Source organism: Spirosoma flavus (genome assembly GCF_054778555.1).
Genome location: NZ_BAAGZL010000002.1, coordinates 846,801 through 863,707, shown reverse-complemented (window position 1 = coordinate 863,707; position 16,907 = coordinate 846,801). Strand labels below are relative to the sequence as shown.

Below are 16,907 nucleotides of genomic sequence, written 5' to 3'. Positions count from 1 at the left end.
CTCCTGATCTGGTCCATAGAAAGCATAGCTCAGCCGACCCAAAAACCTTTGTCAGAACTCGATCGATTACGTATCTGGCATCCCATTTACAAACCTTCTGAGTACTCGATAAGTACTTATTCCAATCGTGATGACTACACCTACGAAACCTTCGATGAATTGCTTCAACAGGCTAAAGAGGGGCGAAAGATCGATGCATTATCAATCGATAAAGAGGTCTGGAAAAAGAGTAATATCGCTACGTTAAGTCAACTGAAAACGGTACGTCTGTTAAATCTGAATGGGTTAACAACTGGGCAGACAGATTCTTTATTTCAGGTTATTCAGGACTGGTCCTCTCTGGAGCGGTTAATTGTTTTTGAAGCCCCATCAAAAGGGAATAAAAAAGATCGCGCTCAGCTATTGACTGTACCCGAAAAAATCCAGCGATTTTCAAAACTGACCGACATACGGCTCAATGGCGATTATCGCCTTTGGCAATCGTCTATAGAAAAGGTGTCGGGTCTAAAAATGCTTGACCTTAATCAGATGTATATACCGTCAACCAATACGGTACTACTTGATCTGAATAAGCTGAGCCAATTGGAAGCGTTGAAAATTACTGGTCAAAACTGGATTATTAACCAGCAGTCATTCAGTAACTTAAAACAATTAAACGAATTGTCGCTGGTGGCTTTCAAGGTCGATACCACTACGTTCCAGCAAACGATCAATGGACTTCCCGGGCTGAAAATATTGACGATAGATAATATCTGTGAGTTACGAAAATTGAATCTGAATCGATTAAGTAATCTTAAAGAGTTTAATCTGCTCAATAATGCAGAACTGGTACTAAATGCCAATGATTTCGCCAGTCTGTCGAATCTGGAACGGCTCACGATTCAACTTAATCAACCAATTGATCTGACAGGCATTTGTGCATTATCAAACTTACGCACATTACGGATTTTGGGGCGGGGAACGCTACTAAAAGCTCCTGAGTGCCTTAGTCAGTTGATTCAACTGACGGAACTACGTATCGAAAATCTGAAACTGGATCGATTGCCCGTTAGAATAGGGGCGTTACGTCAGTTGAAAAGTTTGTCTCTGAACAATTGCGGACTGGAGTCGCTGCCTGCTGATATCAGCCAGTTAACTGCCCTGCAAGAGTTGCGTCTGGACGGGAATAAGTTAGTTCGATTGCCTGATCTCGGGCAAATGCATTCGTTAAATCAGTTGAATGTTATTGGAAATCAGCTAACTACCTTGCCTGATGATTTAGGTCAATTGGTGAAATTAACCTCATTACAGGCGTCCCGAAATAAACTGACTCAATTACCAGCATCGCTGAGCCGACTGGTGGACTTGAGATCGTTAAACGTTGTTGATAATAACCTGGAACGGCTGCCTGATGATATTGGGAGACTCCGGAAACTTCATTTTCTATCGCTTCATAATAATAAGTTGCAGGAATTGCCGAACAGTGTTGGACAGATCGATTCTCTGGAGGTGTTGTTTATTGGTAATAATCGCTTAAAAAGTCTGCCAGGCAGTATTTCTCGCTTGAAAAACCTCTATACCTTACAGATTGGTACGAATTCACTAACTACGTTACCGGCAGATTGGGGAGGGCTTGTGAAACTGAAAGAATTGTCGATTGATGCAAACCCAATAACCGAATTACCATCGTCAATTTGTGAATTGCGTAATCTGGAAACGCTCTCGATCATGGGAACTCAGATACGACTTTTGCCCGAAAATATAGGTGCCTTAACCAAACTTCGCCAGGTAACGCTGAGTAACAATGAGTTAATTGCTTTACCAAACAGCATTGGCCGCTGGCAGGACGTAATGAATCTTTCTTTAGATCGAAACAAGCTGGAAGGATTGCCTAATTCAATTGGACGGTTAACAAAACTTATTACTCTGAGAATCACAGGGAAAGATAAGGTAACGGAAGGAAGTACTGGCGGATTGCAGCTACTACCCGATAGCCTGGTTTATTGTACCAGCCTTTGGAATATAGCTATTGAGCGGCAACCCCAGCTCGATGCCGACGATACGTTCTTAAAATTGGCTAAACTGAACAAGTTATTTACCCTGAGCCTCACCGAATGCAATATCAGCCGTTTACCAGCTCTTTCCTGGAAAGATGTTAACTGGAGCCTGTTGCGGTTGCATAATAATTTACTGACTGAACTACCCGTCAATATTCTGGACGCTCCCAAACTAAATGCCGTTTCGTTATGGGGGAATCAACTTCCGGACATGTTGAATCGGGATTTTTACGATAAAGAAGGCCTGCGTGTGGGTTTTGTCGACGCTGGACTGCTGCCACTAGGAAGCTTGCGTAAACCCAATCGACGGGTAACGATGGCTTACCAGCAATTAGCTGCCCAGAAAGCCGGAACGCGCGATTGGTCGGGAGCAATGAGTGCTTTGGAGAAGGCGATTGACTATGCTCCTGATACCATTTTGTCCATGCCGTATGCCCAGCGGGCTAGTATGCATTTTTTTAGAAAAGAATACGCCGAGGCACTAGCCGATTACGATAAAGCCATTCAATACGCTCCGCAACTCCGGAAGGATAAACTTATGGACACATTGGGTGTAAATCGAAACCTGGCTACGTACTGGCAACAGAAAGCTGCAATTATGGGCATTCTGGGAAAACAGGATGATGCGCTCAAGGCCATAACACAGGCCGAACGATACGTACCAATCCTCGACCAAACGCCACTTAGTGGGTTGATTTATACGGAGAAAGGACGATATCTGGCCTTAAAAGAGAAACAGGCCGAGGCCGATTCCAGCTTTAGTAAAGCAATGGATCTGTATGAAAAACTACCCTACTCCGATCCGGGCATTCGCCTGACCGCTGTTGAATTAGGACTACTAACCGGCCGATATACACAAGCAAAGAACGCCATGAACAAAGTGGACGACAAAGAGCTTCGGGATGGTTTCGAGATATTAAAAGAGTACCTGTCCACTTGTTTGTCCATCGTTCAAAACGAAAAGACCGAAACGCAGGCCACCACTCACTTTACGGATTATCTGGCCAAGCACCCCGCCCGAGTGTATGGCTGGAGTTTTGATTTGTTCGACAATTGGCTGACCAGAACTAAATTATCTCCCGAAAAAATAACTGCCCTTCGTCAGCTTACCGACCTGGTCAAAGAACGACTGACAAAGCCGTAAGTCGGTTAACGAAGGGCAAATACTGAATAGACTAACGTAGCAGCTTCTGAACGGAATCAACCGTCAATTGCGTAAAATCATCTACGATCAACGTAGCGCCAGTATCCGCCAATTCATCACGTGTGTGCGTCGTGGCAAGGGCGATCACAACCATACCTGCCCGAAGGCCTGCTTCAATGCCCGCAAGGGCGTCTTCAAACACCACGCAGCGATCCGGTGATACGTTCACACGCTCGGCGGCTGTCAGATAGATCTCAGGATTGGGCTTGCCGTGATGAATCATACTGGCGTCCACAATGGCATCGAAATAAGGACGTAGTGAAAGGCCATCAAGCGTAAAATGAACATTACTTTCCGGAGCCGACGTACCAACCGCTAATTTGACATGCTGCGCCTTTAACGCGTTCAGAAAATCAATTAACCCCGGCGCAGGCTGAAGATGCGGCCTATACAATTCCCGGTAAATAGCTTCCTTTTCTTCAGTCAGCACAATCAGTTCGCCGGGCGAGATTGGGCGCTGAAAAACGTAGGCCATCGAATCCGCAGAAACGCGCCCGTTAATGTTTTCGACGTATTGCTCCAGCGTTAGTGGTCGATCATGCTTGTGCGCAAACTGAAGCCAGGCATTGATGTGGAAATTGGTATTGGCAACTAAAACGCCGTCCATATCGAACAGAGCGGCAAAAGGAGCATTGGCCATGAGACAGGTTGTAAAGTCAGCGAAAACGCCTGAAAGCGCAAATAAAGCGCATCACGGGTTAATTAACGCGATTGTCGAGTGATACGTCGGGCAGGATATTTCCTGCCAGAATGGCTGCCTCATGCAATAACTCAGTGGAAACCAGCTCATCCGTAACGCTTTCAATACGTTCGTCAAACGCGTCCAGCTTATCGTCCTGATTGGGTAATGAAGGCGTCATACCCAACAACAAACGGCCTATGTAGAGTAAGCTAAGCGAAAACCGCAGTTCGGGTAAAACGTGGCTATGACGAGTTTCAGGTTCTGTTGACATACTATCTAAATCCCGGTTCTGACTAAAGGGGTTTAATCTTGATATTTCTGAAATAAATGGGTGCGCCGGCGTGTTTGCCCTGCAAGCCAATGTAGCCCCGTAGCGGCAGTTCGGCCGGAGGTTTGCTAAGCCATTCCGGTACGGCAGTGCCATCAGGGTTGGTCTTGGCCGATGTAAATTTAGACAGGTCAATTGTGTTGATGAGCTGATTATTCAACACAACGTAAATCATTTTCCCTTGGCACGTAATGGTATAGCGGTTCCATTCGCCGGGCTGCTTAACAACGCCTTTTTTGGTAGGTGCCTGATGCCCAAAGAAAGCGCCACATTGCGTATTCGTTGGCGTGTCAGGCAATTTTAGGGCGTAGTCGTCCGCAATCTGGATTTCTACCGCATTAGGAATCCAGTCGGTGGTATCACTGGCATGGACAACCACACCACTATTCGTACCGTTGGCGGTTTTAAAGAACAAGTCTAGTACAAAATCATCGTAAGGAACTTTGGTCCAGATGGTTTTATCGGCAGTAGCTGTTAGAGCACCATCATCATCAAAGTCCCACACGCCCTTCGGGAAGGAAGCTTCCGATAAATCAGGACCGAAAAGCGATTTCCAGCCGGGGCCACTAGGATTCGGGTGACCTTTGGGGGCTGAACTGGTTGGTGCCTGAGCAAAAAGGGTGTGCGCAAGACTAATCAGGACAATCGCTATCAGCAGATTTTTTTTCATTGGTAGAAAGTTTGCTCTATAAAGAGAATGACCGTGCCAATTTAACGTAACGTAGCACCCGATACGTATCGGGTGCTACGTTCATTGTTACGTCTAAACGAATTGTGCTTCACTACGTTGCGCTTCGGCATCCTGCTGACGGAAGCTTTTCATGATCCAGCCGCCACCTATTACGTCGTCGCCTTCGTAAAAAACGGCAGCCTGTCCCGGTGCGATGGCCGAAACGCCTTCATGGAAACGTACCTCAATCTCATCATCGGCGATTTGCGAAATAATTGCCGACGTACCGGGATCTTTGTAGCGCACTTTCGTAACGGTTTCGAGTGGCCCGGCAATCTGGTCGTATTTCTGTAAGTTCAGTTTACGGACAATCATGCCATCGCGTAGCAAATCCTTGTCCACGCCCAGCACAACTTCATTTGTTTCTTTCCGGATTTCGGTAACAAACATAGGTTGTCCGAATGCCATACCCAGTCCTTTCCGTTGGCCAATGGTATAGAACGGGTAACCTTGGTGCTTGCCCAGAATTTTACCAGTCCCTTCCATCACGAAATTGCCTCCGGCAACCTCGGCTTCCAGTCCCGGCATGCGTCGTTTCAGAAAACCACGATAGTCATTATCGGGGACGAAACAGATTTCGTAAGATTCTGATTTAGTAACCAGTTCAATAAAGCCCCGTTCTTTCGCCATCTCCCGAATCTCGGATTTCCGCAGGTGACCCAACGGTAACTTTGTCCGGCTCAGGCTTTCCTGCGATACGCCCCAGAGCACGTAAGATTGATCTTTTAACGTATCAACGCCTTTCGAGAGCACGAACCGATTGTTCTCTTCCCGAATATGCGCATAGTGCCCGGTGGCGATGGACTCGCAATCGAGACGGTCGGCCCGGCGGAGAAGGGCATCCCATTTGATGTGCGTATTGCACAACACGCAAGGGTTTGGGGTACGGCCTTCGAGGTATTCGCCGGTAAAATGGTCGATGACGTAGTCGCCGAATTCTTCCCGTATATCCAGAATGTAGTGAGGAAATCCCAGGCTGACGGCAATATTGCGGGCGTCGTTGATACTGTCGAGACTGCAACAGCCCGTTTCTTTTTTGGAACCGCCTGATGAGGCATAATCCCAGGTTTTCATGGTCATTCCAATAACCTCGTAGCCTTCTTCGTGTAGCAATACTGCTGCCAGCGAAGAATCGATGCCGCCACTCATGGCGACCAGAATTCGTCCGTGTTTGCTCATTGTTGTATCCGCAAGGGTTCAAAGCCCTCCGATTTTCTGTGATTAAGTTAGTCTACTATAACTAACGCGCAAAGGTACCAACAATAATCAGCTTCGGCTTAGTTTCGATTTAAGTTTAGTTCTTTAGCAACTGTAAATTTCAACGCCTAAAATCTGCACTACGTTTATTTGCTGCGAACTGGCTTTTGGGAAGAATATCCTTTTTTGCCGTGAAGCCACTGTGCCGCCTGCCCGGTAAGCCAGAGGTAATAATCCGAATCCAGGTTCGATTCGATACCAACGAATTTTCCTTCGCCATTCAAGGGCAAATCGCCTTCTTTGTGGGTTTTGAAAATGGCGGTTCCTTCGTCAACTTCATCAAACATCGCTACGTAAAGACTCTGAGCACCCGCTGTTTTTGCTCCAGCGACCTGTTGCCAGAGGAAGTCGCCTTCCAGACGAGGAATCTGGTTGTAGACACTGCGGTTGTTTTTGAGATTGCCCCAGCTAAATCCTGGAAAGACCAGCGGTACGTAGTCAACTTTTGCGGACTTACACCATGCTACGTCCTCTGACAACGTACTGCCCGCTACGTTCGCATAGGTTTCAGGTTTATAACGACCTACCGCCCAGGGCATAATAATATCAGCACTTTTGATGAGCGGATGGAGCAAATCCGACGCTTCGGTGTCTTTGGTCATTGTCCGCCAGTAATAAGGCACTCCGAGCAGAACCGACGTTTTCTTTGTCGGGCCTTTAACCCGATCCACCAGCGCCTGAATATCGGCGGTCGTGTATCGGCGGCCATCGTTGAAACCCACGCCCCAGATGGCGAGGAGTGGTTTACCGTTATGCCGCAGATACGTCGGATTCTGCTTGTTGTTGAACAGTGAAAAAAGTTGCTGCACTTCCTCCCAATCCTTTACCAGCAAATCCATATCTGCCGAGGTTGAGCCACTCAGATCGTACATAATGCAGATAGCACGACCATATTTTTTGGACGCTTTCAGGGCATTTTCCAGCACTTTGTTAAAATGCCGTTTACCTTTTTCTGACTTCACTTCGGCTAGAAAACGCTGCATGAACACACCATCAATACCATACTCCTTCATCCATTTGAAATGCAGATCGACACTGCTTTCGTCGTAGGGGCTATAAAGTGTTGCCGGGCTTCCGTCGGCAAATTGAAAAGCTGTTTTATAGGTAGTCGTATATTCTTTCACATCAGGCCAGAAGTCAATTGATGCAAAACCGGGTTCGAATTTGCCCCGTTTCTGATAGTGATACCAGCCACGATCAGAGGCATCGCCCTGAGCCGCAAACCAGCCCTGATAACCGGCCATTACCAAGCCTTTGTAACTGGTGTAAAGGCAACCTTTTTCGTCGTATTTAACTTCGGTCAACTGGCTTTTACAAACAATGGTGACCAGCAGCCAACAGCTAAAGGAGAGGAGTAATCTCTTTTTCATAATGATAAGGGGGCTGGTTTAACGCCCATTTGTTCTGGGTTTTACTAACTCGTTTAGTGTCTGGATGGTATAGATATTTTACTATGGATTGCTCGGTAGCGGGTAGGTTTTGCCTTTCTGTGTTGACAGATTAATTAGACATAGTGCTACGTTACGCCGTTAATTCGTCTTGCGGCTTTGCTTTTGTCCTTTCTGATTCCAGAAAATAAACGTACCGCGATCGGTGGACGTAACGATATCGATTGCGCCATCCTTATTCAGGTCGGTAGCCAATACGTCTGATCCGACACCCGATCGATTGTGAATCAGTTCGGGAATAAACTCAGCACCACCCGGTGCTTTCGGGTTACGAACGGTTCGGTAATAGTACAGCACCGGAGGCCCGTATGGGTCGGGGTCGAAGTAGTTGTCCAGGTGCGACCAGTAGCGTTTTCCTACAATAAAATCGGGAATACCATCGCCGTCGACATCGGCTTGCGTCGAGCCGTGGGGTTGCGAAAACGTTACGTTGCCCGCGTTTTTCGTGGAGAAATCGTCGCTAATGATGTGTTGTACGAATGAGACTTTACCGTCGGCGCTACGTTGCTGTTCATACCAGCCTAAGCCAAAACCATGAGCATTCAGGCCCGTCACTACGTCGTTTAGTTTGTCGCCGTTGACATCGTACACGGCCATCATGCTACCGCCTACGCCCGGCCCCCGGTGACCGTATCGGGCAAAGGCTTCCGGGTGATAATTCCATAATTTCCCAAGGCTATCAGCGGTTGGCTGCTCCCACCAGCCGTTCGGATTAACCAGGTCGATACGTCCGTCGCCGTTAATGTCGCCAATACCAATGCCGTGCGCCAGAAAATAGCCTTTTTCGGAGACAGCATGCACAATCCAGGGTTTCGTTGGGTCGGCTGGATCGGGTTTGGCGTAGCGAAGTTCACCCTCCGCCCCGTAAATCAATTCGGGTTTTTCGTCATTATCAATGTCTTTAAACAACGAGACTTCCGTCTGGACAGGAACCACGACCTCGAACTTGTCCCAGCGACGCGATTCGCCCTTGGGGTTCAGATACAACGTAGCACGGGGTGGCCCCGTCAGAATGTCCGTCCAGCCGTCGCCATTAAAATCGTAAGCGTACTGGCAATTAACGTCCGTAAACTCTTTCGACGGATTGAATGAAAAAGCCGGATAAATTTCCCGCGACTGGGTAAAATCAGGGCCATAGTAAATATAAGGACCGGCCACTACGTCGGTATTGCCATCCCGGTTGAAATCACCCGCACCGGCGCCCCAGGAATAGTACATATCATTGATACGTTGCACCTGAAAACGGGCCGACGTTTTCTCCGTAGGCATGGTGCGTATGGCCGCATCTTTATAGCTGACATCCTTGAACCGAACTTCGCCGGTGCCACTCGCATACAACGCGATAGGACCGTATCGACCGGCCTCTTCGTCGGCTGCACCCCCGGCCATTTCGCCACTATCGTTGAGGAATGTGCGGATGATGTTGTTGTCCAGGAAAATTTCGACCTGATTCCAGTCATTCGGGCGAAAGCTGCTTTCTACGCGGGAAATGGGCAGTTTTAGCCCAAAATAAGCTGGACGTCGGTTTCGATTTGCGGCTGCATTATTGGTAGTTTCATTAGGTTTGGGCGGAGGGGCCAGTCGAACAATGCTTCCCGCCGAACGTAACTTCTCACGCGTCAACTCGCGCCCCTGAGCATCCAACGTAACGCGGTAAGAACCAACTTCTGTCTCCCGAATCGATACCAGGATTCCTTTCAGCCCCTCGGCTGTTTTCTCCAGCCGAAACAATACCCCCGTTTCGCTCCCGCCAATACAGCGGAATTGTGCATGAAATCCTACGTCCTGATAGGAACGGTCGAGCAGCAGATAGCCTGACTGAGCCCCAGATTTCAACGTAGCGACTAGTTCACCGTTTTCGGCTCGCCAGTTGGCTTGCCCCAGTGAGTGCCAGCCGTTGAGGTTGGAGCCTTTAAACGTAACATCTGGAACAAACGTTAGTCCGCTTCCAGCTTTAGCGTCCGACGCACCCGACTGCCCGAACGTAGCGGTAACACTGAGCAACAGGAGACAAGACAGTAGATTTTTCACAAAGTGAGTTGATTAGTGGCCTAGATGTTACGTTTTACGTGCTCGATCAGCCAGTCGGCTACTTTCTCGTAATCCAGATTCTGGTACTTGCCGCTATACTGTTCCAGCGAATAAATTCCCTTGAATCCCATCCGCTCGGCAAGACGTACGCATTGGTCGAAGTCGTAGGAAGTATGCTCCATGTTTTCGTTGAAACTGTCCACTTTGGCGGAAATCAGGTAAGCATAAGGCATAATTTTCGCCAAAGCGTCGAAGCGGGCATCCTGTGAATAATTGCCAAAATCAGGAAGGGTATAGATGTTTTTTTGTTCTGGAGTGGATTGACCGACTTCCTGAACAATACGTACATGTACGCCGGGATTCATCTCCAGACCAAAGTGATTTTCAGTCAGCAGAATAAGCTTTTTACGTTTGGCGTACTCATTTACTGCCTTCATCGACTCGATACTCTTCTCCACCGATCCATTCGCCCGGCCGGGGTTGATGCGCACACAGGGCGACTCCAGATAAGCCACGGCATCCATCCATTCGTTGACGTGCGCCAGACTCCGTTGCCGCTCGGTTTCATCGTTTGCCGCTAAGTCGTATGCGCTGTCTACCTGTACGTTCACCAGTCGCGATGAACTGGCTTTCATGCTGGCTTTAAGCTGATCCAGATACGGTTTTTCGAGCGATTCGAAATGATTGCTCCAGAATTCAAGTTGCTGAATGCCAAACCGTTTTTTGTAATAAGTCGGTACGTCCAGCAATGTCAGTTCGTTAGCGATGGTGGCTGTTTCTTTCGGCTTGGTCTGTTTAAATCGGTAGCGAAACAAAACCGTCCCCATAGCGATACGCTCCATTTTGTCAGCAGACACGGGGCGGAATGCCGGTGAAGTCCAGACGGTTAGTATCAGACCGGACGTATTGATCAAAAATGTTCTTCGTTCCATAGAATAAGGATTCATTTTTTTGTCATGCTAACCAGCGGACCGGTTAACATTATAAAAAAATATAGGCGATCATTTCTCAGGAAGTGCATATACTATGTAGCCCGGCGGCAGTCCGTTAGCTCGGACACTTGTATCGCCTTTCGCAACACTCTCGACGGTGAAGTTGGCGGTGGAACTAACGACGAGGTATTGGCGTCCTTTCGATTCGTACATGGATAATAGTCCCTGTGTTTCTTTGGGTAGTTCGCCGGTCCAGAGCGTCTGGCCTGTTTCGGCGTCGAAAGCGTATATTTTGCCGCCTTTGGACGTAGCAAACAGTAGCCCGGTCGACGTAACAATCATACCTTTCCGCTGCGAACCGATGGGCGTACCAGTATCTTTCCCGCCCTGTTTCAACACTCGAATGTCCTGCCCGATTATCTTTTTCCATTTAATCGTTCCGGCATTCAGGTCATAAGCGACGATAAACGACCACGGCGGACTCAGCAGATTGGAATATTCCAGACCGTACCCGGTTGTGTATTTGTTAGCCGGTCTGGCTACGTCTTCAGGATAGGCACGTAGCGCGTTGGTCGGACGCATTGCCGTAAATCCACTTGGTACGTTCGGGACACCCCCAGAAGCCACTACAGGGCCATCCGGCATCGCTACCGAACCCGATGGAGCACTCTGTGGACGTCGACTGCCAGATTCAATCGTACCGCCCAGAAATCGGTACAGGGCGCTCAATGTCTGTTCATCGATGTGCTGAAAGCCGGGCATCTGCCCTTTACCCACGCCAACTACCGCTTTGAAATTATCGAAATTGAGTCGCGTACCGAGGTCTACCAGCGACGGCCCAACAACACCCGTCCGGTCAGCACCGTGGCACGACTGGCAGTAGTTTTTGTATGTACTGGTTGCCCGCGTTATCTGATCGGCGGACAGAGCGGCCTGGCCCAATTCGGTTTTGGCGAGCCGGTAAACGGATGGATATTCCTGAGCCGCTACGTACATGATCCCCGTTTGAGGGTTGGCGGCTGTGTTCCCAAAATTAGCGCCACCCACGGCTCCGGGCATGGCAATTACCTCATACTGATCGGAAATAGGTGTAAATAAACCGGTCCGGGCGGCTGCCATTCGCGACTTCCAGTTGTCCCGTTCTTCCGCCGTAAGGTATGGATTAATGTCGTTGACCGTTACGTTCTGTCGATTGAAGGGAGGTAGTACGGTCGGAAAAGGTTGCGTTGGCCAGGCTTGTTCTTCTGGCATGTTGCTGGCTGGGACGGGCCGTTCCTCGATAGGCCACAACGGCTCACCCGTTACCCGATTGAAGGCAAACAAGAAACCCTGTTTCGTTGCAATTGCTACAGCGTCAATTGACTTTGTCCCGCCAGACCGGTCTTTATGGCGGACGGTCAGGAGTTGTGGAGCAGCCGTCAGGTCATAGTCCCAAAGATCGTGGTGAACGGTCTGGAAATGCCATAGCCGTTTGCCCGTGCGGGCATCGAGCGCCAGCAGGCAGTTGCCGAATAGATTACTGCCGATTCGGTCGGCGCCATAATAGTCATACGTAGGCGACCCGACGGGGAAGTAAGCAATACCGCGCTTTTCATCGAGCGTGATTTCACCCCACGTGTTAGCCCCGCCGACGTATTTGTATGCATCTTTCGGCCACGTATCGTAGCCAAACTCGCCCGGATGTGGAATCGTATGGAAAACCCACGCCATTTTGCCGGTCACTACGTCGTATGCCCGAAGATGCCCCGGTGCTGAAAACAGGTTTTCTCCCGGTGACGAACCCAATAAGATCAGATTCTCAAAAATAGCGCCGGGTGTTGTCGATTGAATCCGCCCAATGGTGGACGGATCGCGGCCCAATCCTTCCCGCAGCGAAACCGAACCATTGTTGCCAAAACTCAGAATCGACTTACCCGTTTGTGCGTCGATGGCCTGTAGCGTATTGTTCAGGCAGAAAAGCAGCCGCCGGTCTTTGCGATCTTTGCTTTCCCAATAATTAATGCCTCGCCAGGTGATTCCATTCAGATTTGCGTGTATCCAGATCTCTTTGCCCGTTGCCGCATCGAGAGCCACCAGCGAATTATTCTTCGCCAGTACGTACATGACCCCATCGACAATAATCGGATTAAACAAATACTCGACCTTATCGGACGTCGGGTAATGCCAGGCAACCTTTAATTGGCCAACATTCTGCTTCGTGATCTGGCTCAGGTTCACATATTTAGACTGGTCAGGTCGACCGCCGTACTGGGGCCAGTTCGAGTCTGAAATGTGCTGGTTGATACGTGGATTAACTCCCTTCAGACCAATCATAGCGAGACCCAAAAAGGCTGAAAGGACGAGAGGGACCAGCCAATAACCAGATAGTCTCCGTTTATGACGTAGTGCTTTCATCGGTAGGTATTTGCATAAATCAGAAGTGAAACTGGTAGGTTACCTGGCTTATTTTGGGCAAATAAGATCCCGAAGTACGATTTTCGTACTTAATGGAATCTTAACAAAGTCTTAATGAATGCCGGAATGCTTCAATTGGCTAAAGCTTTCTTTGGAAAACTTTAGCCAATTGCGTTACGGTCTTAAAATGGTGCCGTCGCTTTTACGTACTGTCCAGCGCGAACGGGTTCCGATGGGGTATTTGGCCGCTTCTTTTTCGTTGATGTCAATTCCCAAACCCGGCGAATCGCTCACTTGATAATAGCCATTCTTTATCGTCGGGCAACCCGGAAATACTTCTTTCACCCGGTCGTTAAACATCTGCGATTCCTGAATTCCGAAATTCCAGACCGCAATATCGATGCTATTGTTGGCCGCGTGCCCCACAGGCGACGTATCACCGGGACCATGCCAGGCGGTACGAACGTTGAACCATTCGCCCAATCGGGCTACCTTCATGGCAGGGGTGATTCCGCCAATCTGAGAAATATGAATGCGGATAAAGTCGAACCACTGATTGGCCATCGGCTCTTTAAACTCGTTAATGTTATTAAAGAGTTCACCCATGGCAATGGGTACCGCAGTAGTCTCCCGTAACATCTTGAACCACTTCGTGTTTTCGGGCGAGAAGGGGTCTTCGATGAAATAAGGTTTGTACTCTTCCAGACTTTTGATCATGTTGATCGCATCGATGGGCTCCGTTAGTTCGTGCATATCGTGCAACAACTCCACGGTTTCACCACAACGTTTGCGTACCGTATCGAACATTTTCGGAACCCGTCTCAGGTACGTCTTCTGATCGGAAAAATCGTCAGTTTCTTTGCCAAATCCGGCGACTTTAAAATCAGGTTTGATATCATTCATCGCACCGACGCCACCATAACCTCCCTGCTGAATACGCACATGCCGGAATCCCATCTCCATAAACTGCTGAACCTTGTCGGCGATGGCTTCGGGAGTTGGTCCGCTAGCATGCGTATACGTATCGACGGCAAATCGGGTTTTGCCTCCAAGTAGTTGATGGACAGGCATGTTCGCTCGTTTTCCTTTGATATCCCAAAGTGCCTGATCGAGACCGGAAAGGGCGTTATTAAGCGCAGGGCCATTCCGCCAATAGGAACTGACATAAGCCGACTGCCACATATCCTCGATGTTATCGACATCTTTGCCGACGCAAAATTCATTCAGATACGTATTGATAGCCGGTACCACAACCAACGCCCGCTGTGTGAACGTAGCACAGCCCAACCCATACAAGCCGGGCTCGGAGGTTTCGACTTTCACAATCACCAGGTTGGCACCGCCCGGGGCTGTCGTGATGGCGCGTACGCTTTTAATTGTGACCGGGGTTGTTCCTTTCGCATAGGCAGGTGTTACGTAGTTTTCGGCGCGTGCTTTGGGGCTATCGAAAAGACCGAAGATGCCTGCAGTTGATCCCATACCTATCATTTTCAAGGCGTTACGACGGGTGGTTTCTGATTGTAGTTCTGGCTTTGACATAAAAGTGTATTCGGTTAATGGTTTAGAAATCTGTTCGTTTGAAAAGCTATTTTACGTCTTTTACGTAGTACTGATTTATAATCTGCCAGTTAAAAATCAGCGTTCTGTTTTCAGGGAAAAGGCGATATAATTTCCGCCGATTTTCTGTCCTCTTCCGCCACCAGCGGCAATGACAACGTACTGTTTTCCTGCCACTTCGTACGTAATGGGTGTTGCAAAACCGCCTGCCGGAAGCTGATATTCCCAGATAACCTTACCCGTCTTTTTGTCGAACGCCCGGATTTTTTCATCCTTCGTTCCGGCAATAAACACCAGTCCGCCCGCTGTTGCCAGTGGACCGCCGTAGCTATCGGTTCCGGTGGTAGGCACGCCTTTCTTGGCCAATTCCGGGTACTCCCCGAGCGGAACCCGCCAGAGGTAATCGCCGGTATTCAGGTCGATGGCATTCAGCGTACCCCAGGGCGGTTTGATACCGGGATAGCCTTCTTTATCGGTAAAGCGTTGCCAGACTTTGCTCACGTACATTGGTACGTAGGGGAAGCCACTTTTAGTCGCCGAAGTGGACGTAGCGGATGAGGTCTGAGTAACTTTGGCCGAACTGGTTTCGGTATTCAGCAGGAAACTGATAAGCGCGTCGCGATCTTTCTCTGATAAATGGCTAAACGAAGGCATCCGACCGCTTCCGGTTTTCAGGAGCGTTTTGATTTCTTCCACTGATCGTTTTTTGCCAATGTCGATGAGTGAAGGTAATTCGGGGCCACTTCCTCGTCGGTCCTGCCCATGACAGGCGGCACAATTTGCGATGTATAAAGCATTTCCCGCTGTAACAGGCACGTTACGTTGCGCCAGATCTGCGCGTTTGGTCATGATCAGTTCCCAGGGTTCTTCGTTGACATTCTGGTAAAGAATCCCTGATGGATCGATGGCATTGCCGCCCCATTCGGCTCCACCACTATAGCCAAAAAGCAGTGTGCCTTTCTCCGTTGGAGGAGCAAATTTATTGTCCGTTTTTAGCTGAAGAAAACGCTCCTTTACGTACGCGTGCGCTTCCGCCGAAAGGTCTGTAATGTCGGCTTCGGTGTACACTTGCCGGTTTGAGGGCAGCGGTTTAAGGGGAGATTTCTGCGTTGACCAAGGATGTTCGCCGGGTAAACCGTTGATAGGAACCTTACGCTCTTCTACTGGAAAAAGTGAAGTTCCTTTATCCCGATCCAGTACGTATACCAGCCCATCTTTGGTTGTTTGAACCACCGCATCAACTTTCTTCCCGTTACGTTGCAACGTAATGAGATTCGGTGGGCAGGGATGGTCACGGTCCCAAAGGTCGTGGTGGATGGTCTGGTAATACCACTTCAGTTTACCCGTTTCGGCGTCCAGCGCCATAATGCAATTGGCAAACAGGTTCTGGCCTTTGCGGTCGCCACCGTAGAAATCAGACGCAGGCGAGCCGGTTCCGAAATACACGACGCCCCGGCCTTCATCCAGCGACATGCCACTCCAGTTGTTAACAGCCCCAATTTTCTTGTAAGCATCGTTTGGCCACGTATCATAACCAAACTCGCCCGGCTGCGGAATCGTGTGAAACACCCACTTCAGTTTACCCGTCACTACGTCAAAAGCGCGAATATGGCCGGGTGCCGCATCACCCGACTCCGACACACTCGACCCGATGATAAACGTATTCCGGTACACAATCCCCGGCGACGTAGCATTTACCGACAACTTACTTACATCATGATCCAGACCAGTTTGCAAACCTTCGTGCAAATCTGCTTTGCCATTGGTGCCAAAACTGGAAATCGACTCACCCGTTGCGGCATTGATGGCGTAAAGACTGGCGCCAACCGTATACAGAATACGTTTGTCTGAACCGCTTTGCCAATAGACAACGCCCCGATTTGAGTTGCGCCGGTCGTTACGTGATGGTTCAAATTTCCAGATTTGTTCGCCAGTTCCCGCTTTCAGGGCGAAGAGGTTCAGGTCAGGCGTAGTGCCGTAGAGAATCCCATCCACCACAATTGGCTGACATTGAATCGCTCGGTCGCGCCGACGTCCGTTCGCATCGGGTTTTTCGGACGCGTCATACATCCAGGTGACCTGTAAGTTCGTTACGTTCTGGGTATTGATTTGGGTCAGTGGCGAATAGCGATTTCCAGCCTTATTGCCGCCGTAATTGGGCCAATCTTTACCGGTCGATAGCGGACCTTCGGCTGTTACCATGCTGGCAATGAAAGCGCCACTTGTTACCAGTCCGAAGATTGCTCCCTTACGATTCAAACGGTTCATAGAAATATGTAAAACAATTGTGCCGAATAGAAGCGAAATA

11 protein-coding genes are annotated in these 16,907 nt (G+C 49.1%); 1 reads left to right on the top strand and 10 read right to left on the bottom strand.

The annotated features are described in order from the left end of the window. The first annotated feature begins 48 nt into the window (after positions 1–48). Positions 49–3,180, top strand: coding sequence for a leucine-rich repeat domain-containing protein (locus ACYVF1_RS12510; RefSeq protein WP_461079141.1), 3,132 nt, complete (start codon positions 49–51; stop codon positions 3,178–3,180). Positions 3,181–3,211: 31 nt separating this feature from the next. Here the strand turns inward: ACYVF1_RS12510 and ACYVF1_RS12505 are convergent, their stop codons facing one another. The 10 genes from ACYVF1_RS12505 to ACYVF1_RS12460 form a co-directional block, all read right to left on the bottom strand. Further along, positions 3,212–3,880, bottom strand: coding sequence for an HAD family hydrolase (locus ACYVF1_RS12505; protein ID WP_461079139.1), 669 nt, complete (start codon positions 3,878–3,880; stop codon positions 3,212–3,214). A 58-nt stretch (positions 3,881–3,938) separates the two neighbouring features. Next, a complete protein-coding gene (locus tag ACYVF1_RS12500) occupies positions 3,939–4,193 on the bottom strand; it encodes a hypothetical protein (protein WP_461079137.1) in 255 nt (84 codons plus the stop codon). Positions 4,194–4,215: 22 nt separating this feature from the next. Continuing rightward, positions 4,216–4,920, bottom strand: coding sequence for a 3-keto-disaccharide hydrolase (locus tag ACYVF1_RS12495; protein WP_461079135.1), 705 nt, complete (start codon positions 4,918–4,920; stop codon positions 4,216–4,218). A gap of 93 nt (positions 4,921–5,013) precedes the next feature. Beyond that, a complete protein-coding gene (gene mnmA / locus ACYVF1_RS12490) occupies positions 5,014–6,159 on the bottom strand; it encodes a tRNA 2-thiouridine(34) synthase MnmA (protein ID WP_461079133.1) in 1,146 nt (381 codons plus the stop codon). A gap of 164 nt (positions 6,160–6,323) precedes the next feature. Next, a complete protein-coding gene (locus ACYVF1_RS12485) occupies positions 6,324–7,607 on the bottom strand; it encodes a glycoside hydrolase family 71/99-like protein (RefSeq protein ID WP_461079131.1) in 1,284 nt (427 codons plus the stop codon). A gap of 159 nt (positions 7,608–7,766) precedes the next feature. Continuing rightward, positions 7,767–9,716, bottom strand: coding sequence for a family 16 glycoside hydrolase (locus ACYVF1_RS12480; RefSeq protein ID WP_461079129.1), 1,950 nt, complete (start codon positions 9,714–9,716; stop codon positions 7,767–7,769). Positions 9,717–9,736: 20 nt separating this feature from the next. Continuing rightward, positions 9,737–10,648, bottom strand: coding sequence for a sugar phosphate isomerase/epimerase family protein (locus tag ACYVF1_RS12475; RefSeq protein WP_461079127.1), 912 nt, complete (start codon positions 10,646–10,648; stop codon positions 9,737–9,739). A gap of 69 nt (positions 10,649–10,717) precedes the next feature. Continuing rightward, complete coding sequence (locus ACYVF1_RS12470; RefSeq protein WP_461079125.1) at positions 10,718–12,961, bottom strand: outer membrane protein assembly factor BamB family protein; 2,244 nt, start codon at positions 12,959–12,961, stop codon at positions 10,718–10,720. Between the two features lie 255 nt (positions 12,962–13,216). Beyond that, entirely contained in the window at positions 13,217–14,581 is a 1,365-nt protein-coding gene (locus ACYVF1_RS12465; protein WP_461079123.1) for an enolase C-terminal domain-like protein, read from the bottom strand. A gap of 96 nt (positions 14,582–14,677) precedes the next feature. After that, entirely contained in the window at positions 14,678–16,867 is a 2,190-nt protein-coding gene (locus tag ACYVF1_RS12460; RefSeq protein WP_461079121.1) for an outer membrane protein assembly factor BamB family protein, read from the bottom strand. Between the last annotated feature and the right edge of the window lie 40 nt (positions 16,868–16,907).